Source organism: Dietzia sp. SL131 (assembly GCF_026672565.1).
Taxonomy (GTDB): Bacteria; Actinomycetota; Actinomycetes; order Mycobacteriales; family Mycobacteriaceae; genus Dietzia; species Dietzia kunjamensis.
Map to the genome: position 1 here is coordinate 2,447,198 of NZ_JAPPRI010000003.1, position 24,089 is coordinate 2,471,286.

A 24,089-nucleotide genomic window follows, 5' to 3' on the forward strand; every position below is an offset into this window, starting at 1 on the left:
CAGGCGCACCTGGAATGCTGTGGTCCATGCCCGCCGACGTCGGTCCCCTCCTCCTGCTGGTCGCGGCGGCGTCCGTCATCCTGGGCACGGTCCTGCAGCGGGTCAGCGGGATGGGCGTCGGGCTCGTGGTTTCCCCGACCCTGGCGCTGCTGCTGGGGCCCGTCGCCGGAGTGCTACTGACCAACATCACGACCACCGTCTCCGCGGCCCTCATTGCGATCACGCTGTGGCGTGACATCGACTGGCGGCGGTACGTGAGCCTCGCGCCGCTGATCGTCGTGGGGTCCGTGCCCGGTGCGCTCCTCGTGGGCGCTGCCGACCGCAGCTGGCTCGAGGTGGTGATCGGCGCTGTTCTGCTGGGCACCCTCGTCTTCACCGCTCTCGTGCGCATCCCGCCGGTGGGCGGTCGGTGGCCGGCTGCAGTTGCCGGAACGGCCGGAGGATTCCTCAACACCGCGGTGGGCGTGGCCGCGCCCGCGATGCTCGTCTACGCGCAGGCGACCGGATGGAACCAGCGGTCCTTCGCCGCCACCCTGCAGCCAATCTTCTTCACCATGGGCGCGACCTCCGTCATCACCAAGGTCGGCCTCGGCGCCGCGCCGATCTCCGGATTGCCGCCGATCGGCGTGATCGGGCTCGTCGTGGCGATGGTTCCGATCGGCATTCTCCTGGGCGGCATGGTGGCCACGCGGGTGTCCGCGGCGGTGGGGCGACGGGTCGCCGTCGTCGTCGTCACCCTCGGCGCTCTCACCCTCCTCGGGCGAGGGATCGGGGGGTTGGCCGGGGTCCTCTGAACGGGGGCCGACCTCGCCGTGACGGCCGATGCGCCGCGGGCCTGTTCGCGCCGAGGGGACACAATGGGCCATGGCATCCCCGGAACAGCGCGCACAGTACGAACGATTCGCCCCGCTCCTGGTCCGAGAAGGCGTCGACGTACAGACCGCGACCGTCGCCGACCTCCAGGCCGGCATGGAACGCGCGCAGCAGCGCCACAAAGCCGCCGTCGCACAGGTCCGGGCCATTCTCTACGCCCACGAACGGGGCGACACCTCTGCCGCCGGCGAGCTCCTCGAAGCCCTGGAGCTAACCGCCGACGCCTCTCCCCCGCCGATCCCCGACGCCCTGACCGTGGCCTCCCGCTTCGCCCAGCTCGCCCAGTCGGTGGCGCCGGAGCTGCCCGCCGCCGTCATCGCCACAGTCCGCGACAGCGCACGGCTTCCCGACGCCCCCGACGGCATGGCCGGCCTGTGCGACGCGGTCCTGCTCGACTGCGACGCAACCTCCGGCATGCGCACCGCGATCGGCGAGCACGGGCTGGCCTCCGCCCTCTACGCGGCCGCCGCCATGACCAGCGCGGCGTTCACCCTGTGGTCGAAGCAGTCCGGGCGGTCGATGGACGACCTCATCAGTAGCCACGCCTGACCCGTCAGGCGGTTACGCTGCGAGGCAGCAGGCACTCGTGTCGCTTCAGTCCGCGCTAAAAGATCCGTAGCCCGAAGCTCCCAGCGACTTTCTGGAGAGCGGAATTGCTCAACTCCAGCCCCTCGCGTTTGCGTACCTGCAGCTCGGTGCCGTCGAAGACTGCCCAGCATTCGTGATTTCCCAGGCGCGAGATGTAGCGCACCCCTGAGTACTTCGGCGCGCCGTTGGAGTCGGTGGCTGCGTAGATCCACGTGGAGACCGCTCGCGTCACGGCCCGGTTGGGTCCGCGTAGCGTAGCGACATCGAGGACACTCACACCCAATGCATCTAGCTGTGGGGCCATCGCCGAGGTGAGGAACTCGTGGGTGTCAGAGTCCTCGACATCGACGAAAGGGAGCGGATCGATCGTTGCCGCTTCGATCATCAATCGCCGTGCCCGCCAGTCCTGGGGCACGCCACCACACACCACGAAACCGGGATCTTCCTCCGCGACGATCGCCCGCATCGCAGCTGTCGGCCGGAAGCGCGCGAGCGTCTCAGCGAAGCAACCGGCCTCGTTGGACCCGAAATACAACACGCCTCCGCCCGCCACGTCGAAACGGTTGCCCGAGCGGGTGAGCGCGGCGTCCGCGGCGTTAATTCGAGAATGGTCAAGTTCACGTCCACGCCGCGCGACTCGGTACAAGCTGGCCGGCGGATGAACCACAGCTGGCCCAGGAAGATGTGAAGTCGCCACTACCTCAACCGCCAGCCACGAACGCTCGGGCCGCGGCCATGACCTCGCGGTGCTGACCTTCTGCGAGCGCCTCCGCCGGTGAGACGTCGTCGAGCTGCGGGTTCATACCCATGAACCACGCGCGCACCGTTTGCGGTGCATCGACAGTTTGAATCAGCTGGAAAACCTGGAACGCGACTCGCAGATTCGCTTCTCCTGATGCGCGAGCTGCAGCCCCCTCAGCCCAGCGGTTGACGGTGCGCCGGTCGACCCCGGCGATGTGCGCTGTCAGCGCAGAGCCGAGGTGATCGATCAGGAAGCGGGCGATGTCCTGAGTCGACCCTGTCACAGCGCTGCGGTGCGCCGCGCTCGACCGAGCGCCTGCATTGGTGTCCGTGGCCATTTCCGTAGCTCCCCACTAAGATGACGCGCTTCTCCTGTCCCACCAATGTCCCATAAATGCCCGCCCTGTGTCAGGGCGCCGAGAGCGCTCGCTGACACTCGGCCAAGAGTCGTTCGCGGTCCTTGCGCCACACCTGCCCCGAGAAGTCAGCCTGCAGAGGGCGCGGCTCGTCGTCGTTGTCACATAGCCACACCACCCCACGCCGGCGTGCCAGGCGGCGCTACCGCCCCGATCAGTTGGCGCTACTGCTGAGACCTCGGGGGTTGGCCGGAATGTTCTCGATGGGCGCGTGGTTACTCGGCGGGGAAGCAGTCACTCGTACCACCAATCCAGCGGAGCTGTCCGGACTTCCGGGTCCCGCGGGAAAGAGGAACAATGACCGTCTCAACCAGCACCGTCCGCGCCGTCGGAGTGACGACCTACGGGGGCCCCGACGCCCTGCAGGTCGTTGATGTTCCCGCCCAGGAACTCGGGCCGACCGAGGTTCGCGTCCGCGTCACGGCCGCCACCGTCAACCCCACCGATACCTACACGCGCAACGGTTCTCGTTCGAAGACCGCAACCCCGCGCGGAGCTGCAGACGTCCCGGGCATGGACATCGCCGGAGAGCTCGTCGAGATCGGCGAGGACGCGCAGACCTCCCTCTCGGTCGGCGACCGTGTCATGGGGATCGTGGTGCCCCGCGACGAGCACGGCGCGTACCGCGAGGACATCGTCCTGCCCGCACAGTCGATCGCCGCCGCGCCCCGCGATGCCGACGACATCGCCGCGTCGACGCTGCCGATGAACGGGCTCACCGCCCGGCGCGCTCTCGATCTGCTGGGGTTTAAGCCCGGTGAGGTGCTGGCAGTCACCGGCGCGGCCGGATCCACCGGTGGGTACGTGGTGCAGCTGGCCAAGCATGCCGGCCTCGTGGTGGTGGCCGATGCGTCCGAGTCTGACGAGGAGCTGGTGCGGTCGCTCGGCGCCGACCAGATCGTGCGGCGGGGCGAGGGCGTCGCCGACCGCATCCTCGAGCTCTACCCCGACGGCGTCGACGGCCTCTTCGACGGAGCCGTGCAGGACGCCGCCGTCCTCCCCGCGGTCAAGACCGGTGGCGGGGTCGCGACGGTCCGGTGGTACCAGGGCGACGGCAGCCGCGACCTCAAAGTCCACGCCGTGAGCGTGGCGGATATGGCCGAGGAGCAGGGCAAGCTCGACGAGCTACGGCAGTTGGCGGAGGACGGCGTGGTCACCCTCCGTGTGGCGGACAGCTACGCGCCCGAGGATGCGTGGCGGGCGCATGAGCGACTTGAGGCCGGTGGGACTCGCGGGCGGTTGGTGATCGACTTCAGGCGGTGATGGTGGGGGCGCAGCGTGGGCCCGTCGCGAGCCGGTTTCGGTCGCGGGCCGGCGTCGTCGGTCGTACCGTTCTCCCGCCGACCTCTCACCGGCAGCGCCAACAGCTCCGATCGGTCAGCAACACCGCCGAGCCCCTCAGCGGAGTGCGCAGCCTGCTTGCCTCACCATAGCTGTACGCTCCCCGGAAAAAATTCGTACCGTACACTTTGCGAACGCCCACCAGCAATTTCATCACCAAGTCGAACGGTTCGATTACTTCTTCCCACGCGTACACATTGGAGCGACATGGCACGAGGCCGACCATCGCGTTCAGACATCTACACCCGCCTCGACACCCAGATCGCCGAACTCTGGCAGCGTCTTGGGGGCCTACCGAGTCCCGCCGAGGCAGCGGACATCTGGACCGACATCTGGACAGAGGAGGCCCATCATTCGACGGCGATCGAAGGCAACACGCTCATTGGCCGCGAGGTCGAGCAACTGCTGAAAGAGGGACGAGCCGTCGGAGGGAAGCAATTGCGGGAGTACATGGAGGTCCGCGGGTACGCCGATGCCTCGGAATGGGTGTACAAGCAGGGAATTCAACCAGAGAGCTTCGACCCCGAGCGGGCCATAACACTGACGGAAATCCGCAACATCCACCACCGGGTCATGCAGCCAGTGTGGGATGTCGAGCCGCACCCCGAGGCGACCCCGGCAGAGGGGCCCGGCTCGTTCCGGCAGCACGAAATCGCCACTTTTCCGGGCGGGATGAAGCCACCGAGCTGGCCTATGGTGCCCGCCGAGATCGACAGCTGGCTCGAGCGGGTAAGCGCACTCGAACCCCGCACCCCCACGTTCGCTGAGGATATCGCCTCACTCCATCGCGATTTCGAATACATCCACCCCTTCCTGGACGGAAACGGGCGGACGGGCCGCCTGGTCCTCAACCTGATGCTTGTTCGGCTGGGCTACCCGCCCGCGATCATCTACAAGAACGACAGGTCGCGCTACCTGCGGGCGTTGCAACGGGCCGACGGCGGCGATTGTGGGGCTCTGGGGGAATTCATTGCCAGAGCAATCCTGGACAACCTCTACAAATTCATCGTTCCAGCAATCGCCGGGCCCACGCGGATCGTCCCGCTCGCTGCACTCGCGACACCCGAGGTGTCGGCCAGCGCCCTACGAACCGCCGCCAACCGAGGAACTTTGCAGGCGACCAGAGGGGCCGACGGACAATGGCGTTCCAGTGCCAAGTGGGTCGAGGACTACCTGACGAGTCGCTACAAGCGGCAATGACACCGAGCCCCGACAATGTGAACTGAGCCTCTAGCAGCGGGCGGGCCGGTCGCTGATGTCCGACCCGAGTGCCAGAGTGGACCCATGGCGAGCAAGGGGACCAAGGAGTCGGTCGAGGTCGACGGGCGCACCATCCGGTTCACCCACCCCGACAAGGTGCTCTACGAGGCCACCGGCACCACCAAGGCCGACGTGCTGGAGTACTACCTGGCCGTCGCCCCGCTGCTCATGACGTACGCGGGGCGGCGGCCGGTGACGCGCAAGCGGTGGCCCGACGGCACCAACGCCGACTCGTTCTTCGAGAAGAACCTCCCCTCCCACGCGCCCGACTGGGTGCCGCGCGTGGCGATCGAGCACTCCTCGCGCACCGTCCGCTACCCGGTGCTGGACTCCCCCGCCACGCTCGCGTGGTTCGCACAGCAGGCCGCGCTCGAACTGCACGTGCCGCAGTGGACCCTGGAGAACGACGAGCCGGGGCGAACGCGCCGGATCGTGATCGACCTCGATCCGGGCGAGGACGTGGATCTGGATACGACGGCGAAGGTGGCCCTCCGCGTCCGCGACCTGCTGTCCGAGGCGGGACTCGACTCCTTCCCTGTGACCTCCGGGTCCAAGGGGATCCACCTCTACGCCCGCCTGGAGAAGGCCGTCACCGCCGCCAGCGCCTCCAAGGTGGCCAAGCAGATCGCGCAGTCACTCGCCAAGCAAACCCCCGACCTGGTCACCGCCACCATGAAGCGCTCCATCCGCGAGGGCAAGGTGTTCGTCGACTGGAGCCAGAACAGCGGCGCAAAGACCACCGTCGCGCCGTACTCCCTGCGCGGGCGGGCCGAACCGTGGGTCGCCGCTCCCCGCTCGTGGGAGGAACTCGGCGACGGCGGACTCGCGCACCTGCACTGGGACGAGGTCCTGGGGCGCCTGGAGTCCGATGGCGACCTCCTCGACGGGCTCGAGAGGCCGGCCACAAAGAAGCCCACCAAGAAGAAGTCGACCTCCTCCACCGGTTCGGCATCCCGGGCGAAGAAATCGGGAAGCGGCAAGAAGAGCTCGTCGTCGTCCGATGACGAGGACCCCGAGCCCGCCGACACAGCCTCCACCGACGACAACACCACGCAATCTACGGACGTCGAGGGCTGCGACGCCGAACCCGCCAACGAGGACGCGGTGGTCACCAGCCTGGCCGAGTACCGGCGCAAGCGGGATCGTCGGAAGACGCCGGAGCCGTTCGACGGTGAGGTCGAGACCGATCGCGACGACGTCGACGGGCCGATCTTCGTGATCCAGGAGCATCACGCCCGCCGCCTGCACTTCGACCTGCGGCTCGAGCACCACGGGGTGCTGGCGTCGTGGGCCGTGCCCAAGAACCTGCCGACCGAGCCCAAGGACCGAAGGCTGGCGGTGAACACCGAGGACCACCCGCTCGGCTACGAGACGTTCGAGGGCACCATCCCCAAGGGCGAATACGGCGCCGGCCACATGACCATCTGGGATCAGGGCTGGTACGAGTGCCAGAAGTGGCGCGAAGACGAGATCATCGTGTGGCTCCACGGCGAGAAGGTCTCCGGCCGCTACGTGCTCGTGCGCACCAGCGCGGAGAAGAACCAGTGGATCGTGCAGTACATGAAGGACCAGTCGCCGGACTCCTTCTACGGCGGGCGCGACAACCCGAAGTCGTCGTATCCCGAGGGCGACAAGCGCGCGCGGTCGGGCGGCTCGTCGTCCGGCGGCTCGGGCGGCGGGGCGTCCCGCGACTCGGACAGCGCCGACCGCCCCGACGCTCCCCCGCTGCCGATGATCCCCACCGCCGCGACGGTGACCGAGCTGCCCGACGACAAGTGGGCGTTCGAGGGCAAGTGGGACGGCTACCGGGTAACCATCGCGACGAGCGGCGCCGGCGGGCAGGCGCGCCTGGTCAGCCGCAACGGCAACTCGATGGACTGGCTGACCGACGGATTCCCCGGGCTCGCCGACGCGCTCGAGCGGCCCGCGGTGATCGACGCCGAGCTGGTGATCCTGGGCTCCGACGGCGTCCCGGACTTCGCGTCACTGGCAAAGCAGGCCGCGGCCGAGGGGCAGGACTCGTCGCTGCCCGCCGTCGAGCTGTTCGTCTTTGACGTGCTGGAAGTCGACGGCGTGGACCTGCGGACCCAGGCGTGGGAGCGGCGACGCGAGGTGCTGGACCTGCTGGCCCCGGCGCTGACCGGGGTGGATCGGGTGCACGTACCGGAGGTGCTCGACGGCCCCGGCGACCGCGCGCTGGCCGAGGCGGAGGAGTTCGGCTGGGAGGGCATCGTGGCCAAACGCCGGGACTCCCGCTACGAGTCGGGCCGGCGATCCAAGGCTTGGCTCAAGGAGAAGCTGCTCACCACCACCGAGGCCGTGGTGGGCGGCTGGCGGCCGGGCAAGGGCGGGCGCTCCGGGTCACTGGGCTCGCTGCTGCTGGGCCTGCCCGCCGAGACGGGCCTCACCTACATCGGCCGCGTGGGCACCGGCTTCTCCGACAAGCAGGCCCGCGCGCTGCTCGACGAGCTCGAGCCGCTGACGCGCAAGACCAGCCCGTTCGTCGAGCAACTGCCCGCCGATGCCCGCCGCGACGCCATCTGGGTGCTGCCCAAGCTCGTCGTGGAGGTTCGCCACCAGGGCTTCACCGAGGACGGCCACATGCGCCAGTCCTCCTGGCGCGATATCCGCCGCGACAAGCTGCCCGGGGATCTGTAGGCGAGCTGCGGCAGATCTGCGGAGCAGTCAGCGTCCGCAGCTGCGGGTCCGCTCCCCCCACGGCAAAGCCAGCCGGTTCGGCGCACCGAGCGAGTGAATGCGTTGGCGGAGGCGGCCGGCCCTCGTCATCGTCGTACCCCTCCCGGCGGGACCGGCAGCATGCGCACCCACAGCCACTGATCCCCTGCCTTCTAGAGCTGGCCGGTGGCGGAGAACTCCCCGTGACGGGCTCGCTGTAGCGCGGCGGACCACCTGGTGGTCGCCGAGGGTCTCTCTTCTGTACATACCGTCCAGGACGGTCGTCCAGACCGGTCGGTTCAGCATTCTGCCCACTTCAAACCTGAAGTAGACCTCATATGTGCTGGTAAGGAGCATTTGTCAGCCGATCCGGCGGATTGTGACGTTACAGACAAATGTCAACTGTCAGGTTGCTACTGGTTGGTAGGTAAGCGATAATAAATGAGATGCATCAACAAGGTGTGTTGATGCCAGGCCCTCCCTCTCAGAAAGGCTCCCCCCGATGAGCACCGCGCCCCAGACCCCCCAGCCCGCCGCCAAGAACCAGAACCGCCGCAAGAAGGTCCGCGCCGTCATGGCCTCCGGTCTCGTGCTGGGCGTCGGCGCCGCCGTGACCCTGGCCGCCTGGTCGGACACCGTGTGGGGCGAGGGCACCTTCGGTACCGAGAACACGTCGTTCAACATCCAGGGCAACTTCGAGGGTGGCGACAACTGGGCGGAGTACGTCTCATCCGCGGCCGTCGACGGCGAGGGCGGGCCCGGTTCGATGGCATTCGCTCAGAAGGCCGACTCCCTCATCCCCAACGAGCCCGTGTACCAGCTGGTCGGCCTGAGGGAGACCAAGCGCAATCTGGGCGCCGACATCGTGCTCAACCGCACCAACGCCGACGAGTCAGCGCTGGCATCGCATGTATCGGTCGCTGTTGTCGACCTCGGCAAGACGGCTACGGATGACGCTCCCACCTGCGACGCCAGCACCGACTTCAGCGGTGCCAAGGCCTCGACAATTGGCGCGGAAGCACCCGAGGTCATGGCCACCACCGACATCGACGCCGGCGGCTACCGCTGGGTATGCTTCTCCGCCACTCTCGCCGACGGCGCCCCCCTCGAGGTCGGCGACGAGCTCTCCGACGCGATCCTCTGGGAGTTCACCGCCACCTCCAAGGACCCCGTCGCGTAATAACTCGTGACCGCGGTGGCGGGCGACGCTCCCGCCGCCGCACCCATCCCGACTTCTCCCTCCCCTCCCCCTTTTGACTCCCAGCCCTCACCAGGAGAACGCCATGAGCACACCGACCGTGCAGACCCCCTCGGAAGGCCCGGCCTCAGCTGCCACCTCCCACCGGGCACCGCGCACACGGTCGGTGTGGTCGTACATCGGCGGCGGCATCGCCAATCTCCTGGCGGCGGGCGGAGTCGTGGCAGTGGGGCTCGTGATCGCCGCGGTCACGATGAACATCTCGCTGATCATGTTCAAGACCGGATCGATGAGCCCCACCATCCCCACCGGAGCCGTGGCGGTGGTCAAGGAGATCTCCGCCGACGAGATCCGCGTGGGCGACGTCATCACGGTCGACCGCGGAGAGGGCAAACTCCCGGTGACCCACCGGGTCGTGGAGGTGCACCCGCAGACGCCCGGCGAGGCGCTCGTGCAGATGAAGGGCGACGCCAATCCCAACATCGACCCCGGCATGTACCGGGTCGAGACAGTCCGCAAGGTGCTGTGGTCGGTGCCCGAGCTCGCGAACGTCATAGTCTGGTTCAGCAACCCGATGGTGCTTGGCGGCATCACCGGACTGGCCGCGCTCGGAGTGCTGTGGGCCTTCTGGCCCAAGGACGAGGACGAGGACGAGGTCGAGGTCGACGGGGGGCCCGCTCATGCGTGAGTCAATCAAGCAGCCGCGCATTCTCCTTGCACTCGCCGGCGTCCTGGCGCTGCTCGCGACCCTGACTCTCGGGGCCGCCACCATGCGTCCGACCGAGGCGACGTGGCAGGACACGGTCAATGGTCAGTCGGTGTTCGGCGCGGACCCCGCCGGGATCAAGAGCTACGCGCGGGCCATCTCGGGCAACGGTGTGATCAAACGCCCCATCACCTCGGACGCCATCGGTCCGGCGCGCGCCGTCGCGAACCCGGCGACCCGGAGCGCCTCTGCTCGGTTGGCGTACGACGACAGCGGGGCCTTCGACGTTCTGCCCCTGGAAATGTCGGGCAACGCGTGCGCCGGTGTGGGCGCGCAGCAAGCCGCGAGTTGCGGGGCCACTGCGACCGTTCCCCCGGCTGGCAGCTTCGCAAAGTCCGACGTACGAAACCTCAAGTTGTGGGCGGCGGGCATCAGAGGCGTTCAGAACGTGACGTTCGAATCGTCGTCGACCCAAGCTCCCATCACCGCGACCGCAACGTGTGTGGCAGGTCAGACGATTGAGCCTCGCGTCTCCGCCGGCGGCCCAATCCTGCTTCGCGGGCGGACGCCTCTCTACCTGCCGCCGGCCAATCGCCAGACATCCGCCACCGACCGCGGGTTCCTATCGCACAACATCAGCGGCGTCTTACAGGTCCACCAGGCGCAAGGGCCGGGCTGGGCCAAGGTGGAAGTTCGACTCCACGTCGAGAACGTCTATCCGCTCTCGGATTGGACCCTGCACGTAGTCCTCGCGTCCGCCGAATGCGGCATCGCGCAGGACATGCCCGCCGAATCGCCCCGGCCCACCACCGCCCGGCCGAAGTCTCTGACGGAGGCCCCCAACCAGCCGGCAACGGCAACCTTCGCGAGCAGGACTGCTCTGCGGATGAGCCCGGAGGTGGAGCCGACCGTCGAGTCCACCACGGTGCTTCCCACCGAGGACAGCAGTGCGATCGACGGTGACACGCCTGAATCGGAGCTGCCCACGCTCGACGACGCCGCGAGCGACCGCGAGACCGCCGACAACTCCGCGGCCACCACCACGACGAGCGCAACTCCGTCGCCGACGACCTCTACTTCCGCGACGACCACAGCTGACGCGACGTCGACCACCTCGAAGCCGGAGTCCTCCGAGTCGAGCACGACCGTGCCCGGGACCTCCGAGCCGGCCAGCAGTGAGTCTTCCGTCCCGACCGAGGAAGCGGCGCCGGAGACCACCGAGCAGACCGCCGTGGCCGAGGGGCCGCAGGACCCAGAGGCGGTGCGAGTCGGCCAAGAGTTCGCCGTGATCAACCGCGAGGGCGTTGAGCTCGGCATTGCGAGGATCGACGACATCGTGCGGACACCCGGCTGCGGAGTGGAGCTCGCCCTCAGCATCCGCACCTCTTCCGAGGCTGGTCCGGAACGGTGGGCGTCCATCGGCCCGCGCGACTTCGCCGAGGTCCGCGCCGGCGGGTCCACCCGCGAGGCCACCAAGCTCAACTCTGACTGCGCGCAGGCCGCCAACTCGACGACCACCGCCCTATCACCGGGGCGGGGCTACGAGATCGTCATCGCCTTCCAGCTCGACGACTCCGCACAGCAGGCCATGCTCCGGCCCGACGGCACCGCCGGGTGGATCTTCGACCTGCCGCCCCTGCCCCGGGTGTCGGTGACGACCAGCCCGTCGTCGCCGGCGACCACCGAGAGCCCGACCCCCGACGCGAGCGCGCCCACCGTCGAGAGCTCCGTGCCCACTGCCGAGGCGTGAGCACACCTCGGTAGGCATGCTCCGAGGCGCCGCGGGGCCCTCGTCGTCAGAATCGTCTGAACGTACGACACACCCGGCTGACCTGGCCAGATACCTTCGACGGCCGTCCCGACAGTCCCACTCATCACGCTGGCCCATCCGGCACCACCCTGTGCGGTGAGTACGACCGTCGAGACGACCACATCGGATAAGCGAAGCCTTAACGTCAACTCCGTCAGATCCACTCCGGCGTCCGCCGCCCGATCGACGGGACCACGTTATGCCACCTTCCAGACGACCACTCCGGGCCACGTTCAAAGCGTCGGCAGTCGCCCTCGCCGCCGCCCTCCTGGTGACCACCGCCGGCACGCCCCTCGCCGGAGGCCAGAACTCCGGGTCACTCGACACCGACTCCCTCAGCCCGGGCACCGGCTCGAGCGGCTCGCTCGGATCGGCAGGCAGCTCCGGCGGCGGTGCCAACGACGAACTCGTCGGCCCCGACGCACCGCCGCTGCAGGACATAGAGCACAGCATTATCCCCAAGGACGACACGACGATCGCCGATCCCGGAACGGTGGTGAGCGTCACCGGCGAGACCGGCGATAACCAATCCACCGTGATCACCCCTGACCAAGACGATCTCCCGACAGTCGGAGATCCATTTGTCGTCGACGTGGCTCCGGGTTCGCCGGTCGGCGTCCTCGGCAGAGTCACCGGGCTCACGACCCTGCCCAGCGGACTCGTCCAAGTAACAACTGAACCGGCCGACATCGACGAGGTATACGACGAGTTCTCCATCAACACAACGGTCCGGCTCGAAGATGCGGTGTCCACCGATGGCGGGTCCGGGACAGGGCCGATGGGACGGATGCAGGCGAGGTCCGGGGCGTCCATGCCATTCAGGGGGCTGGGTTCCCACCTCGTGTGCGAGGACTCCGTTCCGGTCGACTTCGACGTGGACCTCAACATTGCAGACATGTCCGCGCAGGTGGTATTCAATCCCCTCGACAAGTACCTCAAGATAGTCATGACCTACGAGCAGTCGGTCGAGTTCTCCCTCTCGTACAACGACGGGTTCGAATGTCACGTTCCTCCGGAGCGCATGCCACGCGCCCTCCTGCCGCTAGCCGGACCCCTCGGACTCCAAACGGGCCCCGCCCTCGAAATCGAGGGAGGCTCAGCGATCACACTGAGCGCCACGAGCAGGTCAACGCGCTCGGACGGCATCGAGATCTCCGACGAAAGATCGCGTGCCATCTCCGATGCCGATTACTCACTCAATGAAATCAGTCTCGATGCCGGCGCCGAGGCCACGGTGTTCCTCGGCATCAAGGCCGAAATCGCGGCCGATATCGCAGCCGTGAGAGCCGCCGCCGGAGTTTCGGCCGGGCCCGAATTCACCGGGAGCCTGAACTCACGGGACTGCGCCGAGCTCACCGCGTCGATCCGGCTCGCCGCGACGGTATCTGCATCAGCTTTCTGGACGTTCCGGTGGACCGTCAACATCGTGCTTGCCCGCATCGGATTTCTCTCGCTCATCATCGAGTGCGGATCCACCGGCACCACGACGACCCGTCCGACCGGAACGACGACCACCACCCCGACGACCACCACGAGCGCGCCCCCGCCCGGATTCCAGGACGGCGCGATCACCAACCTCGTTGTGGGCCAGGGCCTGAACTGCGACGTCCAGTCCCCCACCGACGGCAGAAGCGTCTACTACGGGCCCGGCGCCTGCGCGACGATCGCGTTCGTCGACGGCCAGTCCTACGGCACCGCCGTCCCCGCGAGCGGTGGATTCAACACCGGCTGGACCCCGGTGGCCCAGTCCACCACGGGCAGCGCGACCGCAGCCGACCCTCTGGTCATCCGGACCACCGTCCGCGCCGGCGACACCGGGATCGAGCTCACCCAAGTGGACTACTTCGTCGACGGCAGCCCCGGCTACCAGACCGACATCACGGTCCGGAACTCCAGCGGAGTGGCGAAGGACGTCACGATCTACCGGGCCGTGGACTGCTACCTCAGCCGCAGCGACTACGGCACCGGGTCGGTGTACAGCCGGTCGGTCTCCTGCAACGACAACAGCGGTCGACGCATCGCCTTCACCGACCTCACCGGAGGCGCACTACGGCAGGAATCGAGCTACGGCCAGATCTGGGACGTCGCCCGGACCGGTGCCGATTACAGCGATACCTCCCTGTCCACCGAGCACGACAACGGGATGGGCATCAACTGGAACCGGACGATCCCGGTCGGAGGGTCCGCAATCCTCAGGTCCCGCTTCCAACTGGACGAGCCCGTCAACCCGGCCAACGGCCGTGCCGCCGCCCGAATCGCCCCGCTCGGCGCCGGCCCCGACGTCAAGCGCGACCAGCCCACCGAGGGGGTGCAGAACCTACCGACGAGCGTGCCGACCAGTTGATGCGCTGAGCGTGACACACACGGCCCCGGCCAGGAGAACTCCTGGTCGGGGTCGCTGCGTCTCAGTCGCCCGGACTCGGGCCGGCTCGGGGACTGTCGACGACCCGAGCCGGCTACGTCGGCCGGTTCGGCATGGCGGGTCGGCGCGCGCTTGAGGAGAAGGGCGCACCTCGTCGTCGTCGTCGTCGAAGGGCCGATCAGTCCCACCCGCGTGCGGAACCGGCGCGCTTCACATCAGAGGGTGATGACGCGGGGACCCACCGAGCCCGACTCGGGATACCCGGGCGAACCGCGCACGAACCTACTGAACTCCCAGAGCACCCGATCCCACCACCAGAACACCATCTCGGACATGGCCCTACCTCCTGCTCGGTGAGCCAGACGGACTCCGGCCCGCTGGACCAAGTGTGGACCGGCACCCTGGGAATCGCCCCTGCGGTGGGCTGAGAGTCAGGGAGGAGAGTGCGAGGATCTCCTACTTCACCCGCTGACTTACAACGAAAAAATCACCCATCCGTCCGAGTGGGCGAGCAGCCTCTCGGCGCGGAATGGCGTTGCGCGGCGCGGCGCGGAATGGAGTTGCGTGGCGATCACTTCGCGGCGTACGGATTGGTCGCGGCATGACGGCGGACGCGGGCGGGGACCACGAACAGCATGACCGCCACGAAGGCCGCCATCACCGCCGCCGCAGCAAGGCCCCACGCGGTCCCCAGCACCAGCGGGAACACCAACGCGACCAGACCCACGAGCGCGATCGACAGGATCGCCAACCCGATACGAGCGAGCGTCGCCGACAGCCGGAGCACCCGGTCCTTGCGGTGAGAGCGGAACACCGCGCGGTGGATCATCACCGGCGCCAGTAGGAGCACCGTCGACACCAGCGCGAGAGACAACACCGCCAGATAGAGGGCGCGAGCGCCGCCGCCGATCTCCGCGAAACGATCCTGGAACGGCAGCACGAGCAGGAAGCCGGTGAGCACCTGGCCGCCGGTCTGCACGATGCGCAGCTCCTGGAGCAGCTCGATCCAGTTGCGGTCGATGCGCTGCGCCTCGGTTTCGTCTCGTTCTCCGTCTGCCTCACCGTGCATAACGGTCCTCTCGCCGCGTGTCCCCCATCGTCGTCCCGTCGACGCGGGCGCCGGACGGCTTCCGCGGAATCCGTGGGCCGTGTCCTTGCTATGTGTCTGCCCGTCGTGGGGTCGCAGTTCGGCTCCCTCGGCTGGCCGCGGTGATGAGGCGGGCCGGTCGCGGGCGTCGTACTCCGGTGCCAGACGGCACCGCCGAGTGGAGCTACGACCTGCCGCCGCCGACCCAGGTCGCAGCCACGACCAGTCACGAGGCGGCGCCGGTCAGCAGTCCGACCTATATAGCGAGTCAGGCAACGGCGGCCTCAGCTGTGCCACAGGACAGCTCCGTAGCGTCAACTCCGTGAGAGCTCGCCCCCGGCACCGCCGAGTCGCACTCCTTGCGGCGACTCTATGCTCCTGGCGGTAGCAGTAAGCAGGCTGACCGCCGCACGCGCGGCGCTGTCCCCTCGGGTCGACGCACCTGATCGCGCCGACGCAATCGTGGTAGCAGCGGAGTCGAGGCCGATCCCTAGACCATCTGACCGATCCGGCCCGAATACCACCGCTCCCGGCTCCTACTGCGCCACGCCCCCAGTCGTCGCCCCGTCCGAGCCGTGCGGCGCAATTGCCGGCGACGGGCGGAGAGTACCTCGATGTTTTGCTCCTCCCCTCCGCAGTGGCATAGCTCAGTGGCCGGGGATTCGCGTTGAGGCTCGACGAAGAAGTGTAGCCGGCACAGTCCGGTTCGCGTCCGGTCCGGGGTCCAAGCGTCGGACCATCATCGCGACCAATTCCTCGCCGAGTCGTTCCGGGTGGAGGTCAAATGACGTGAGGGGCGGCGCTCCATTCCGTGAGACGGCGCTATCGCTCGACGTGACCACTTGGATCTCTCGCGGGATGAGAAGACCAAGCTCCTCGATCGCCTGCACAGTGGGCTGCACCAAGGCCTCTACCAGAATGTAGACGGCGTCGATTGCATCCGGCGATGTGCACGCCGAGCCGGACGAGGCGCCGACACTCCTCCGCCGAGATCGAGGGCGGAACCTCGAGCACGGTTCCTCTACCTCCGGTCAGTTCGCGGAAAGCGACCGCGTTGTCGTGCATATAGGACTGTCCGGAAGAGGCCACAAGGAGGAGCGGACGCCGAGCGCCTGTCTCGGCAAACAGATTTAAGACGATTCGGCACTGCTCGTACTTGTCGTTGTCTGCCCACACGGTGCGCGTCGGATGGTCGAGATCGCGCCCCATCGTCACGGTCGGCACGCCGCTGCGCTCCAAGCCAGTCAAGAGCGGGTCCGAGGGGACGGGGTCGATCACCACGGCCCCATCGACTGGCAGGCCGGCAAGTGGGAAGTCGATGGCGTCAGCCGGGAGCAGAACTGGGTAGAGTCCCCGAGCCCAGACCGCGCCGCAGATCGCGTGCGTCAGGCGGACGGTGAATTCGAGGTCGGTCCAGCGCCAGGTGCTATGGTGCGGCACCCTGTCAACGATGGCCACCAGCCCTGATTTGCCCGACCGCAAGGCTGCAGCTCCCGGCGCCGGCCGATAGCCGAGCTCTTCAGCGGCACGCCTGACCCGAGCCCGGGTGAGATCGCTAATGCGTCCGGTGCCATTGAGTGCAAGGGAAACGGTTGCTGTCGAGACGCCTGCACGGGCGGCCACCTCCCGGATGCCCACTCTTGCAGGGCGGGACTCATCCATCAGACGTCCACCTCGGCCTTCACTCGAAGGAATCACACTTCGCACCAGCTTAACCCCATCGTTACCAGGCGTAATTCCGGAGAAACTACTTCCCTTTACGGTTTCAGCTCGTGAGGTTAAACGGTTAATCAACGGAGGTGCTTGTACATGGACAATGTCTCTTTCAAAGTTGGCTTCGAGGACCGGGTCACCCCTTTTCGCGCCATGTTCTACGGCGGACAACACCTACTGGCGCTCACCGGGCTATGGGTCTTCCCCGCGACCCTCGGAGCGGCGCTCGCGCTCCAACAGACGGACGTCGCCAAGATCATCCAGGGTTGCTTCTTGCTAGCGGGGATTGTCACAGTCCTCTCGTCCTCCCGCATCCTCAAACTGCCCATCGTCCAGGGGCCTACCGCAGCGATCCTCGTTGCGCTAATCGCGATCGGAGCCCAATCAGGCCTCGGCACTGCTTTCGGGTCGATGATGGTGGCCGGGTTGCTCTCGATTGCGCTCGCGATCCCTTTCAAGCGCCTCGGTGTCTACGGGCACATCTCGCAATTCGTCGCCAATCCCATCGTTTTCGGCACGATGTTCCTTGTCCTTGGTGCCCAGCTGGCCGGGATCGGCGTAGGCGGATGGGTGGGCACCGCCGGTACGCCGGGGTACGGATGGCCTAGCGTGATCGTCGCACTATCCGGCCTCGTGACGGTGTTCCTGTGTATGGCGCTCGGAGGAGAGACGCTCATCAAGAGAGGCGCCGTGGTGTGGGGCATCGTAGTCGGGACGTTGGTCGCCTGGACGACCGGTGTCTCCACCGTTCCCGACGTCTCGAACACCCCGCTCTTCGGAGCCCCGGAGTTCCTGCCGTTCGGCTTCTCTGTCTCGTGGGCTGGTGTGGTGCTCATGATGATCGCCTTTCTCCAGGCGGCATCCGAATCCATGGGGGTCTACGGACTGCTCGGACGGTGGAGCGGGACGCGAATTTCTGTCGACCGCGCTAACCGCGGACTCACCGCGGAGTTTCTTGGCTCCGCTCTCGGTGGACTTTTCGGCGGAATCGGAACGACCTCGTATCCGGAGAACGCGGGGGTGCTCCGGATGACTGGTATCGCTAGCCGGATGGTTACTGGAGCTGCGGGCGTGTTGTGCATCGTGCTGGCCTGCATCCCCAAGTTCGCTATGTTTCTGGCCGGACTGCCCGGGCCCGCGCTATCCGCCGCGGCAACGATCCTGTTCGGTGTCCTAGCGTTCTCCGGCGTGCAGCAGCTGGCCACCGTGGAATGGGACGACCTCAACATCCTCATCGGCGCCGTGTGCTTCATAATCCCGATCGGACTGCAATTCCTTCCGAGCGATCTGGTGGAGACGCTCCCGGAGGTTGTCTCCGGGGTGATCACGAGCCCGATGATGGTCAGCACCATCCTGCTCCTGACCATTCATCCCCTGGTCAACTTCGGCATCCGGAGACTTCTGAACGCACGCCACAACAAGATCGCGGCGACGACCGCCCCTGAGAACGTAGGAGCAAGTAAATGACCTCGACAGATGGACCCAACGATGTTCCCCGCCAGCGACCGCCAGTAAGGGCAGCGAAGCCGGAATCGCCCCAACGTCAACACTGCATCGCGGTCATCGGCCCGTCTAACCCCGCGCGCGTCGCCCGGGCCAGCGGGATGCCGGAGGAGGCCTACGCTTTGGCCGCTTACCGCGTCGGTGAGCTCCTCGCCGCCCGCGGCGCCCGTATGGTCGTCGTCCCCGACCGCGGTGTGGCCTTGGACGCAATGTCCGGGTACCTGGACGCAGGGGGGACCGATCTCATCGGCCTCGCGCCGTCCAGCGGCGTATGCGAACCTGCTGCGCGTGAATCGATCTCGGCGAACCGCGATCGGTGTCACGCAATTGTCGACGACCTGTCGTGGTACGAACAGCACAGCCGGATAGGAGCCGTGTCGGACGCAATGATTTGCGTCGGCCTCAGCAGTGGCACCCTCGTCGAGATTGCGTGGACCAAATGGAATCCCGGACCCTCGATAGCCCTGGTGGAAGGAACGTGCACCGCGTTGCCGCCGGAACTCGAGGCCGAGGTCGACGCTAAAGTGCTGCCACTGGTCGAACTCAACGCCTGGATCGACGCGCAACCCCTCACTGGCATACCCATACCGCGCACCATCGACCCAGATGTCAAAGAGTGGATCGGTGGTCGATCATGAGCGAGCGCACGTACACCGCCCAGCTCGGGAGTCAGTCGGTGGAGCTTCCCCTGGTCGACATAGACGACAATCTGACCATCGCGCTTCTGATGACTATCGATCACGGCATCAAGTTCAACGAGATCGCAGGGCAGGAGCTGGCCGCGGTGCTCAGCGACGACCGCATCGACGTGGTCGCATCCGCGGCGACACTGGGAATCCCGGTCGCCATGGAGGTGTCGCGGACCCTGGGACTAGACGACTTCCTAATACTGCAGAAGTCTAGGAAAGTGCACCTGCGGGACGCGATGAGCGAAGAGGTGAAGTCGATTACGAGCGATGGAGGGCAGCGGTTGCTCCTCGACAACGCCAGGGTCCCTTGTCTCGCTGGGAGACGAGTGGCTTTCGTTGACGACGTCATCTCCACGGGCGCCTCGGTCAGGGCTGCGGTAGCCCTCTTGGAGAGAGCAGGGGCCGAGGTGGTCGCCATCGGAGCCCTCTTTACCGAGGGCAGCCTGTGGCGTGAGGCCCTCGGCCCTCGGGCAAATTTGGTGCGAGCACTCGGGACACTCCCGACGTTCGCCAGGTCCGGGACACCGCGATAGCGGCTGGCTGGAAGTCACCTCCTACGCTGAGCACCCCAGGGTGCGCAAAGTATGGCCGGGATACCCGATACCAGTCCGCCCCTAATCAGCGCACCGCTGCACGTCGGTTTCGTTGAAGGTGCAAAACGCCAAAGCGAGAAAACGGCAGCGCCGCCGTAAATCACAACTATCTCGCCGATGGCTGCGGCACCGTGAGGGCACGGAGTACCGGCTTTGATCGAAGGAGGCCAAGTGCGAGCCACGCCCTCTGGAGCGAGAGCTTTACAAGGGTGCCTCTACTACCGGCAACATCGATCTCGCCATATCCGAGGTTGAGGCGGGGCTTCTTCGCCTTGAACTCGACGCGCTCGGCGGCGAGGTGTTTGCAAGGGTCGAGCAATCTCCGACCGCGCGTTCGATTGCCGCCGATCCGGATCCTGCCGGATCGGCGGCAATTGCGTACCGGGCGTACTCCTCCACCAGGCCACATTGCACGCCCGGCCGCCTCAGGGGGACTCACGAGGGAGAACGGTCGGACCGCATAACGGGATGGGAAGACCTACCACGCCGCCCCCGCTGGTGCGGCACCATGAACACATGACCAAGCCCTCCATCACCACGGCCATCGCCTCCGCCACCGGCCGCCCGTGGGATGAGTGGGTCGAACTGCTCGAGGAAGCCGGGGCGCGGGAGATGAACCACACCGCGATCGCCCGGCTCACGCTCGAGCAGATGCCCGAGTCGGTGGAACGGGCCGAATGGTGGGCGCAGGGCACGGCCATCGCCTACGAGCAGCACGCCGGCCTGCGCGTTCCGGGGCAGTCCTGCGACGGCGACTTCCAGCTATCCACCTCGCGGACCGTGGCCGGGGACAAGGACTCGGCCCTGCAGGCGTGGACCGAGCTCGTCGCCGGACGCGAGGAGTTCGGCGGAATCCCGGTGGACGGCGAGGCGTCGGTGACGCGGTCGGAGAAGTGGCGCTACTGGCGCGTCCCGCTGGCCGACGGCACACGCGTGGCGATCAACTTCAGCGACAAGGCCGGCGGCAAGGCCAGCGTGGGGCTGGCGCACACCAAGCTCGACTCGGCCGAGGCGATCGCCTACTGGCGGCCGGTGTGGAAGGAGCTGCTGGGCCAGCTCAGCTGAACCGGTTCGGCGGACCCGGTGGACGGCGTCGGCTGTGGGTGGCTGCGCTCGTCGTCGTCGTCGATTCCACGCCCGCGATCCGGAGGGCACCCAACCCGGCGAGCACCCGCCCCGCCGGGCCTCTGACCTGCGGTGCCCTGAACGGCGTGAGCAGGGCACCGCAGGTCGGCGCCACTCGGCGCGCCGTCCGCCCTCACGCGGGCCGCTTCTCCGCCAGCGCCGCCGTCCGTTGCTCGATCCAACTGCGGAGCGTCGCCGCGTCTGCGTCGAGCGTGGCGCTGTCGACCTCGTCGCTCAGCGGGAACTGCTGCAGCACGCGGTCGAGCGTCTGTCCCGCCAGGCCGCTGCCGTAGACCTGGTCGTACAGCCGCCAGTAGGTCTGCTCGTAGAGTTCGTTGAACGCGTCGGACTCGAGGAACCGCGTCTTGAGCGGGTGATCCATCGACGGGCCGCCCCGCCCCTCGGTCGCCGCGTCCGTCGGGGCCTCGTCTGACTGGTTCTCGCCGGCCTGGCCGCCTGCGTTCCCGCCGCCACCGGGCGGTCCGTCCATCGGCATGCCGGCCGGGGGCTCCATCCCGGCGGGAGGCTCCATTCCGTCCGGCGGTTCCACGCCATCCGGCAGCTCCATCCCGGCAGGAGGCTCGGCGCCGGAGGGGCCACCCATACCACCGCGCCCGCCCATCGACACGGTGTCGTGCGGGCCGGCGGTCGCATCCCCGCTCATCGCCAGGTTGAGATCCCAGGACACGACGGTGAACTTCTCGGCGGTGAGGTCGTACCAGAGGTAATAGTTCTGGCCGGGGCCGGACATGTCGTCGGAGTTCGACAGCAGATTCTGCGTGGCCACGTACTCGGCGAACGACTCCACGTCGATCCACTGGTCGAGTTCGGCGGCGAACTCCTCGTCGCTCGCCGAATCCACCCACCGCAGGAGGTCGATGATCGGCTGCATGGTGCCGTCGCCCTCGGCGTTGACCTGAGTGAACTGGTCGGAGTAGTCCGACTGGTCCTCACCCACGTACTCGAACAGCGAGTTCGCGTCCGCCTTGTACAGGTAGCCGGGGCCGTCGAAAGCCGAGGACGTGTACCCGTCGTCGGGGTGCTCCAGCACGAGGCGCGTGGTGGTGTCGCCGTCGTTGACCGAGTACTCGCCGTACGCGTACCTCTGCGTAGCCTGCCCGGTGGCCTCGGTGAGTTCCAGCGCCACCGCCTCGTTGAGCACCGGCGTGCCCGGGCGCACCGACAGCTCGGTCATCCCCTGGTAGGCGCGGCCCTCGTAGTTCTTGTCGAAGCTGATGAGCAGGGGCAGCGACGCCGGATCGTCGGCCGAGATGCCCGAGCCCATCCCCTGACGCGCGAACCCAGCCGGCTGCTCGACCCTCTGCTGCTCGAACCCCTCCGGCGGCACAGGTCGCTCGTCGGCCTGGCGCTCGCCGCCGCCGGGCCCGGTGCCCTCGCCGCGCAGCCCCTGCAGCGTCGAGTTGCCCTTGAGCCGCACGGCCACGTCATTGACGAACTCGCCGTCGATCGTCAGGTCCGCGGTCACCCAATCCTTGTCGCCGTTGCGCTCGAACGCGTCGATCATCCGTGCGTACTCCGCGTCGTCGATCTCCAGGTGCAGTTCGTGCGCCACCGTGTCGTCGAACAGGTCCACCGTGCCCGTGATGTTCTGCGTGACCGCCGACGCGATCACGCTGGTGTCCCCGGTGATGTACGGCCGCACTCGGGTGTCACCGAAGACCACGACGACGACGAGGAACGCAGCCACCGCACCCACCAGCAGCTTCCAGTGTTGCCGCACGGACAGGGGCACGCGGTGCCGCAGCCGACGACGGGACGCGTCGGCGGAGACGCCGGAGTCGACGGGGCCGGCGGGGTCGGCGGGGTCGGCGGGGTCGACGAGGTCGGTGGGGTCGTCGGCCATCACAGGTCGGTCTGGTCGTACCCGGTCAGGACGGTGACCCGCTGTCCGGAGTTGACCTGGTTGAGCGCGGCGATGAGGTCGGCCGAGCTGCTGCCCTTCTTGAGCTGCGCGGTGAAGCTCATCTCCACGAGCGCCCCGCCGCGGGCGGAGTCGGTGGAGACCAGCTCGAACTCGGAGCAGTGGGCGACCAGGGCGTCCTCGACGAGCGCGTGGTACTCCGGCCCGGGCGGGACCTGTACCTTGACCACCTGACGCTGGACGTCGAGCTTGAACCAGTTGAAGCGGGACATGAGAACGATCACCACGCAGATCGCCACGGCCGCGGCGGCGGCGAGCAGGTAGAAGCGGGTGCCTGCGGCCATGCCGACGGCCATCACCAGGAAGATGAACCCGACGTCGCGGGTCTCTTTGATGGCGTTGCGGAACCGCACCACCGACAACGCTCCCACGAGGGCGAACGCGCGGGCGATGTTGGAGCCCACCACCAGCATGATCAGCGCGATCACCATGCCCACGATCACCAGTGTCTGAACATACGACTGGCTGTAGGAGACGTTGCGGTGGGTGTAGCGGTAGACCCAGCCGATGAGCGAGGACAGCACGAAGGACAGGGTCAGGGCCACCGCCACGTCGAAGGCGGTGAAGGTCCCGCTGAGGTCTTGTAGGTCGAAGTTCATGATGCTTCCTGTTCGATGAGGTGGGAGCCGCCCAGGACGGACCGCGGAGCCAGCCCGACGGTTTCCACGGAGCGGCAGTACTTGGAGATGCGCGCCACGCTGAGGTCCAGCCGGGCGGCCAGGTCGGTGGCCCAGTACGGGACCCGCTCGTCGGCCTTGAGCTCGACGATCGCCAGCTTGGGCGGGATGATGAACCGGTTCTCGGCCCCGGACGCGAAATGAAGGTCGCGGTCGCGGCCGTGGACACGGTGGTCGATGGTGACCCGCAGACCGGCGTCCGCCCCGCGGCCGACGAAGGCCTCCCGCAGGTACCCGGTGGTCGCCACCGGCCGCAGGTCCAGGGCGGCGACGAGACCGGTCACCTCGGCCACGAACCCGCGATGCTCGTCCGGCAGATCCGGCCGGTGCAGCTCGTCCAGCCACCTCCGGGCCTCACCGTAGGGCAGGCTGGCCCGCCGCTTCTGGGTGACGCGGTTGACGCGCTGCTTGATCTCCACGTGCACGGTCGAGTCATCGGTGCACGCCGCGGGCTCGCCGTAGAGTCGCATCCGCAGCTTGCGCCGGAACCGCAGGCCCTCGATCTTCTCCCAGTAGAACCGCAGGTCGGCGGTGTCGTAGTAGAGCGAGGTCACCGGGTACCCGCCGTGCGGCGAGTACGGGTCGGTGTCCATTCGGGCGGCCAGTTCCTCGCGGAGGGCTGGCACGTCCTTCTCATCGATCAGGTACTTGATCTCGTACCGGTTAAAGGCATGAGCCATGGGCGGCGACTCCTCTCCCGTCCCCCGCGCCGGCGGTGGATCCCGCCGGCGCAGACGGACTCTGTCTGACTGTGAAGTCAGTACAGCGGGTGAACTGTCGGGAACGCTC

At 67.5% G+C, this 24,089-nt stretch carries 21 protein-coding genes; 13 read left to right on the forward strand and 8 right to left on the reverse strand.

Annotation, left to right across the window (positions count from 1 at the left end; genetic code table 11):
- Window positions 1–26: 26 nt before the first annotated feature.
- On the forward strand, window positions 27–794 hold the full coding sequence (locus OVA21_RS12460) for a sulfite exporter TauE/SafE family protein (protein ID WP_268092507.1): 768 nt from the start codon (window positions 27–29) through the stop codon (window positions 792–794).
- A 70-nt stretch (window positions 795–864) separates the two neighbouring features.
- Window positions 865–1,422 (forward strand): hypothetical protein, encoded by a 558-nt coding sequence (locus OVA21_RS12465; RefSeq protein WP_268092508.1) that lies wholly within the window; start codon window positions 865–867, stop codon window positions 1,420–1,422.
- A gap of 55 nt (window positions 1,423–1,477) precedes the next feature.
- Here the strand turns inward: OVA21_RS12465 and OVA21_RS12470 are convergent, their stop codons facing one another.
- A complete protein-coding gene (locus tag OVA21_RS12470; protein WP_268092509.1) occupies window positions 1,478–2,107 on the reverse strand; it encodes an RES family NAD+ phosphorylase in 630 nt (209 codons plus the stop codon).
- Window positions 2,108–2,162: 55 nt separating this feature from the next.
- Entirely contained in the window at window positions 2,163–2,540 is a 378-nt protein-coding gene (locus tag OVA21_RS12475) for a hypothetical protein (protein ID WP_096906840.1), read from the reverse strand.
- A gap of 375 nt (window positions 2,541–2,915) precedes the next feature.
- Between OVA21_RS12475 and OVA21_RS12480 the strand changes: the two genes are divergently transcribed.
- From OVA21_RS12480 to OVA21_RS12510, 7 genes are all read left to right on the forward strand, one after another.
- On the forward strand, window positions 2,916–3,881 hold the full coding sequence (locus OVA21_RS12480; RefSeq protein ID WP_268092510.1) for an NADP-dependent oxidoreductase: 966 nt from the start codon (window positions 2,916–2,918) through the stop codon (window positions 3,879–3,881).
- Window positions 3,882–4,166: 285 nt separating this feature from the next.
- Window positions 4,167–5,159: a Fic family protein gene (locus OVA21_RS12485; RefSeq protein ID WP_268092511.1), complete on the forward strand. Its 993-nt coding sequence runs from the start codon at window positions 4,167–4,169 to the stop codon at window positions 5,157–5,159.
- Between the two features lie 84 nt (window positions 5,160–5,243).
- Window positions 5,244–7,877, forward strand: a complete 2,634-nt coding sequence (locus OVA21_RS12490; RefSeq protein WP_268092512.1) for an ATP-dependent DNA ligase — start codon at window positions 5,244–5,246, stop codon at window positions 7,875–7,877.
- Between the two features lie 520 nt (window positions 7,878–8,397).
- Window positions 8,398–9,075 carry a SipW-dependent-type signal peptide-containing protein gene (locus OVA21_RS12495; protein ID WP_268092513.1) on the forward strand — a complete coding sequence of 226 codons (678 nt, stop codon included), beginning with the start codon at window positions 8,398–8,400 and terminating at the stop codon, window positions 9,073–9,075.
- A gap of 103 nt (window positions 9,076–9,178) precedes the next feature.
- Window positions 9,179–9,781, forward strand: a complete 603-nt coding sequence (locus tag OVA21_RS12500; protein ID WP_268092514.1) for a signal peptidase I — start codon at window positions 9,179–9,181, stop codon at window positions 9,779–9,781.
- Complete coding sequence (locus OVA21_RS12505; RefSeq protein WP_268092515.1) at window positions 9,774–11,549, forward strand: hypothetical protein; 1,776 nt, start codon at window positions 9,774–9,776, stop codon at window positions 11,547–11,549. Before OVA21_RS12500 ends, OVA21_RS12505 begins: the two co-directional genes overlap by 8 nt.
- Before the next feature lie 259 nt (window positions 11,550–11,808).
- Entirely contained in the window at window positions 11,809–13,953 is a 2,145-nt protein-coding gene (locus OVA21_RS12510) for a hypothetical protein (protein WP_268092516.1), read from the forward strand.
- 589 nt (window positions 13,954–14,542) lie between these two features.
- On the opposite strand, the gene OVA21_RS12515 is transcribed toward OVA21_RS12510, so the two are convergent.
- The 3 genes from OVA21_RS12515 to OVA21_RS19380 form a co-directional block, all read right to left on the reverse strand.
- Window positions 14,543–15,040, reverse strand: coding sequence for a DUF6328 family protein (locus tag OVA21_RS12515; RefSeq protein WP_268092517.1), 498 nt, complete (start codon window positions 15,038–15,040; stop codon window positions 14,543–14,545).
- A 665-nt stretch (window positions 15,041–15,705) separates the two neighbouring features.
- Window positions 15,706–15,993: a substrate-binding domain-containing protein gene (locus OVA21_RS19375; RefSeq protein ID WP_442778954.1), complete on the reverse strand. Its 288-nt coding sequence runs from the start codon at window positions 15,991–15,993 to the stop codon at window positions 15,706–15,708.
- Window positions 15,881–16,720 carry a LacI family DNA-binding transcriptional regulator gene (locus OVA21_RS19380; protein WP_442778930.1) on the reverse strand — a complete coding sequence of 280 codons (840 nt, stop codon included), beginning with the start codon at window positions 16,718–16,720 and terminating at the stop codon, window positions 15,881–15,883. Before OVA21_RS19380 ends, OVA21_RS19375 begins: the two co-directional genes overlap by 113 nt.
- A 147-nt stretch (window positions 16,721–16,867) precedes the next feature.
- Here OVA21_RS19380 and OVA21_RS12520 point away from each other — a divergent pair, with 147 nt between their 5' ends.
- From OVA21_RS12520 to OVA21_RS12535, 4 genes are all read left to right on the forward strand, one after another.
- Window positions 16,868–18,238, forward strand: a complete 1,371-nt coding sequence (locus OVA21_RS12520) for a uracil-xanthine permease family protein (protein ID WP_268092518.1) — start codon at window positions 16,868–16,870, stop codon at window positions 18,236–18,238.
- Entirely contained in the window at window positions 18,235–18,912 is a 678-nt protein-coding gene (locus OVA21_RS12525; protein ID WP_268092519.1) for a hypothetical protein, read from the forward strand. Before OVA21_RS12520 ends, OVA21_RS12525 begins: the two co-directional genes overlap by 4 nt.
- Entirely contained in the window at window positions 18,909–19,496 is a 588-nt protein-coding gene (locus tag OVA21_RS12530) for a phosphoribosyltransferase family protein (RefSeq protein WP_268092520.1), read from the forward strand. The genes OVA21_RS12525 and OVA21_RS12530 overlap by 4 nt, the downstream gene beginning before the upstream one ends.
- A 576-nt stretch (window positions 19,497–20,072) precedes the next feature.
- Window positions 20,073–20,621, forward strand: coding sequence for a hypothetical protein (locus OVA21_RS12535; RefSeq protein ID WP_268092521.1), 549 nt, complete (start codon window positions 20,073–20,075; stop codon window positions 20,619–20,621).
- 193 nt (window positions 20,622–20,814) lie between these two features.
- On the opposite strand, the gene OVA21_RS12540 is transcribed toward OVA21_RS12535, so the two are convergent.
- Genes OVA21_RS12540 through OVA21_RS12550 form a run of 3 tightly spaced genes read right to left on the reverse strand, consistent with a single transcriptional unit; the run spans window position 20,815 to window position 23,980 of the window.
- Window positions 20,815–22,545, reverse strand: a complete 1,731-nt coding sequence (locus OVA21_RS12540; RefSeq protein WP_268092522.1) for a CotH kinase family protein — start codon at window positions 22,543–22,545, stop codon at window positions 20,815–20,817.
- A complete protein-coding gene (locus OVA21_RS12545; protein ID WP_268092523.1) occupies window positions 22,545–23,222 on the reverse strand; it encodes a DUF4956 domain-containing protein in 678 nt (225 codons plus the stop codon). Before OVA21_RS12545 ends, OVA21_RS12540 begins: the two co-directional genes overlap by 1 nt.
- The gene (locus OVA21_RS12550; RefSeq protein ID WP_268092524.1) at window positions 23,219–23,980 is read right to left on the reverse strand and encodes a polyphosphate polymerase domain-containing protein; all 762 of its coding nucleotides are present in this window, start codon (window positions 23,978–23,980) and stop codon (window positions 23,219–23,221) included. The genes OVA21_RS12545 and OVA21_RS12550 overlap by 4 nt, the downstream gene beginning before the upstream one ends.
- Window positions 23,981–24,089: the final 109 nt, after the last annotated feature.

Excerpts from the sequence above, each read along its gene's own strand:
- OVA21_RS12480 (WP_268092510.1), top strand. The coding sequence starts at position 2,916 with ATGACCGTCTCAACCAGCACCGTCCGCGCCGTCGGAGTGACGACCTAC.
- OVA21_RS12530 (WP_268092520.1), top strand. The coding sequence starts at position 18,909 with ATGAGCGAGCGCACGTACACCGCCCAGCTCGGGAGTCAGTCGGTGGAG.
- OVA21_RS12535 (WP_268092521.1), top strand. The coding sequence starts at position 20,073 with ATGACCAAGCCCTCCATCACCACGGCCATCGCCTCCGCCACCGGCCGC.
- OVA21_RS12505 (WP_268092515.1), top strand. The coding sequence starts at position 9,774 with ATGCGTGAGTCAATCAAGCAGCCGCGCATTCTCCTTGCACTCGCCGGC.
- OVA21_RS12510 (WP_268092516.1), top strand. The coding sequence starts at position 11,809 with ATGCCACCTTCCAGACGACCACTCCGGGCCACGTTCAAAGCGTCGGCA.
- OVA21_RS12545 (WP_268092523.1), bottom strand. The coding sequence starts at position 23,222 with ATGAACTTCGACCTACAAGACCTCAGCGGGACCTTCACCGCCTTCGAC.
- OVA21_RS12465 (WP_268092508.1), top strand. The coding sequence starts at position 865 with ATGGCATCCCCGGAACAGCGCGCACAGTACGAACGATTCGCCCCGCTC.
- OVA21_RS12540 (WP_268092522.1), bottom strand. The coding sequence starts at position 22,545 with ATGGCCGACGACCCCACCGACCTCGTCGACCCCGCCGACCCCGCCGAC.
- OVA21_RS12525 (WP_268092519.1), top strand. The coding sequence starts at position 18,235 with ATGACCTCGACAGATGGACCCAACGATGTTCCCCGCCAGCGACCGCCA.
- OVA21_RS12515 (WP_268092517.1), bottom strand. The coding sequence starts at position 15,040 with ATGCACGGTGAGGCAGACGGAGAACGAGACGAAACCGAGGCGCAGCGC.
- OVA21_RS12495 (WP_268092513.1), top strand. The coding sequence starts at position 8,398 with ATGAGCACCGCGCCCCAGACCCCCCAGCCCGCCGCCAAGAACCAGAAC.
- OVA21_RS12485 (WP_268092511.1), top strand. The coding sequence starts at position 4,167 with ATGGCACGAGGCCGACCATCGCGTTCAGACATCTACACCCGCCTCGAC.
- OVA21_RS12550 (WP_268092524.1), bottom strand. The coding sequence starts at position 23,980 with ATGGCTCATGCCTTTAACCGGTACGAGATCAAGTACCTGATCGATGAG.
- OVA21_RS12475 (WP_096906840.1), bottom strand. The coding sequence starts at position 2,540 with ATGGCCACGGACACCAATGCAGGCGCTCGGTCGAGCGCGGCGCACCGC.
- OVA21_RS12490 (WP_268092512.1), top strand. The coding sequence starts at position 5,244 with ATGGCGAGCAAGGGGACCAAGGAGTCGGTCGAGGTCGACGGGCGCACC.
- OVA21_RS19380 (WP_442778930.1), bottom strand. The coding sequence starts at position 16,720 with ATGGATGAGTCCCGCCCTGCAAGAGTGGGCATCCGGGAGGTGGCCGCC.
- OVA21_RS12460 (WP_268092507.1), top strand. The coding sequence starts at position 27 with ATGCCCGCCGACGTCGGTCCCCTCCTCCTGCTGGTCGCGGCGGCGTCC.
- OVA21_RS12500 (WP_268092514.1), top strand. The coding sequence starts at position 9,179 with ATGAGCACACCGACCGTGCAGACCCCCTCGGAAGGCCCGGCCTCAGCT.
- OVA21_RS12520 (WP_268092518.1), top strand. The coding sequence starts at position 16,868 with ATGGACAATGTCTCTTTCAAAGTTGGCTTCGAGGACCGGGTCACCCCT.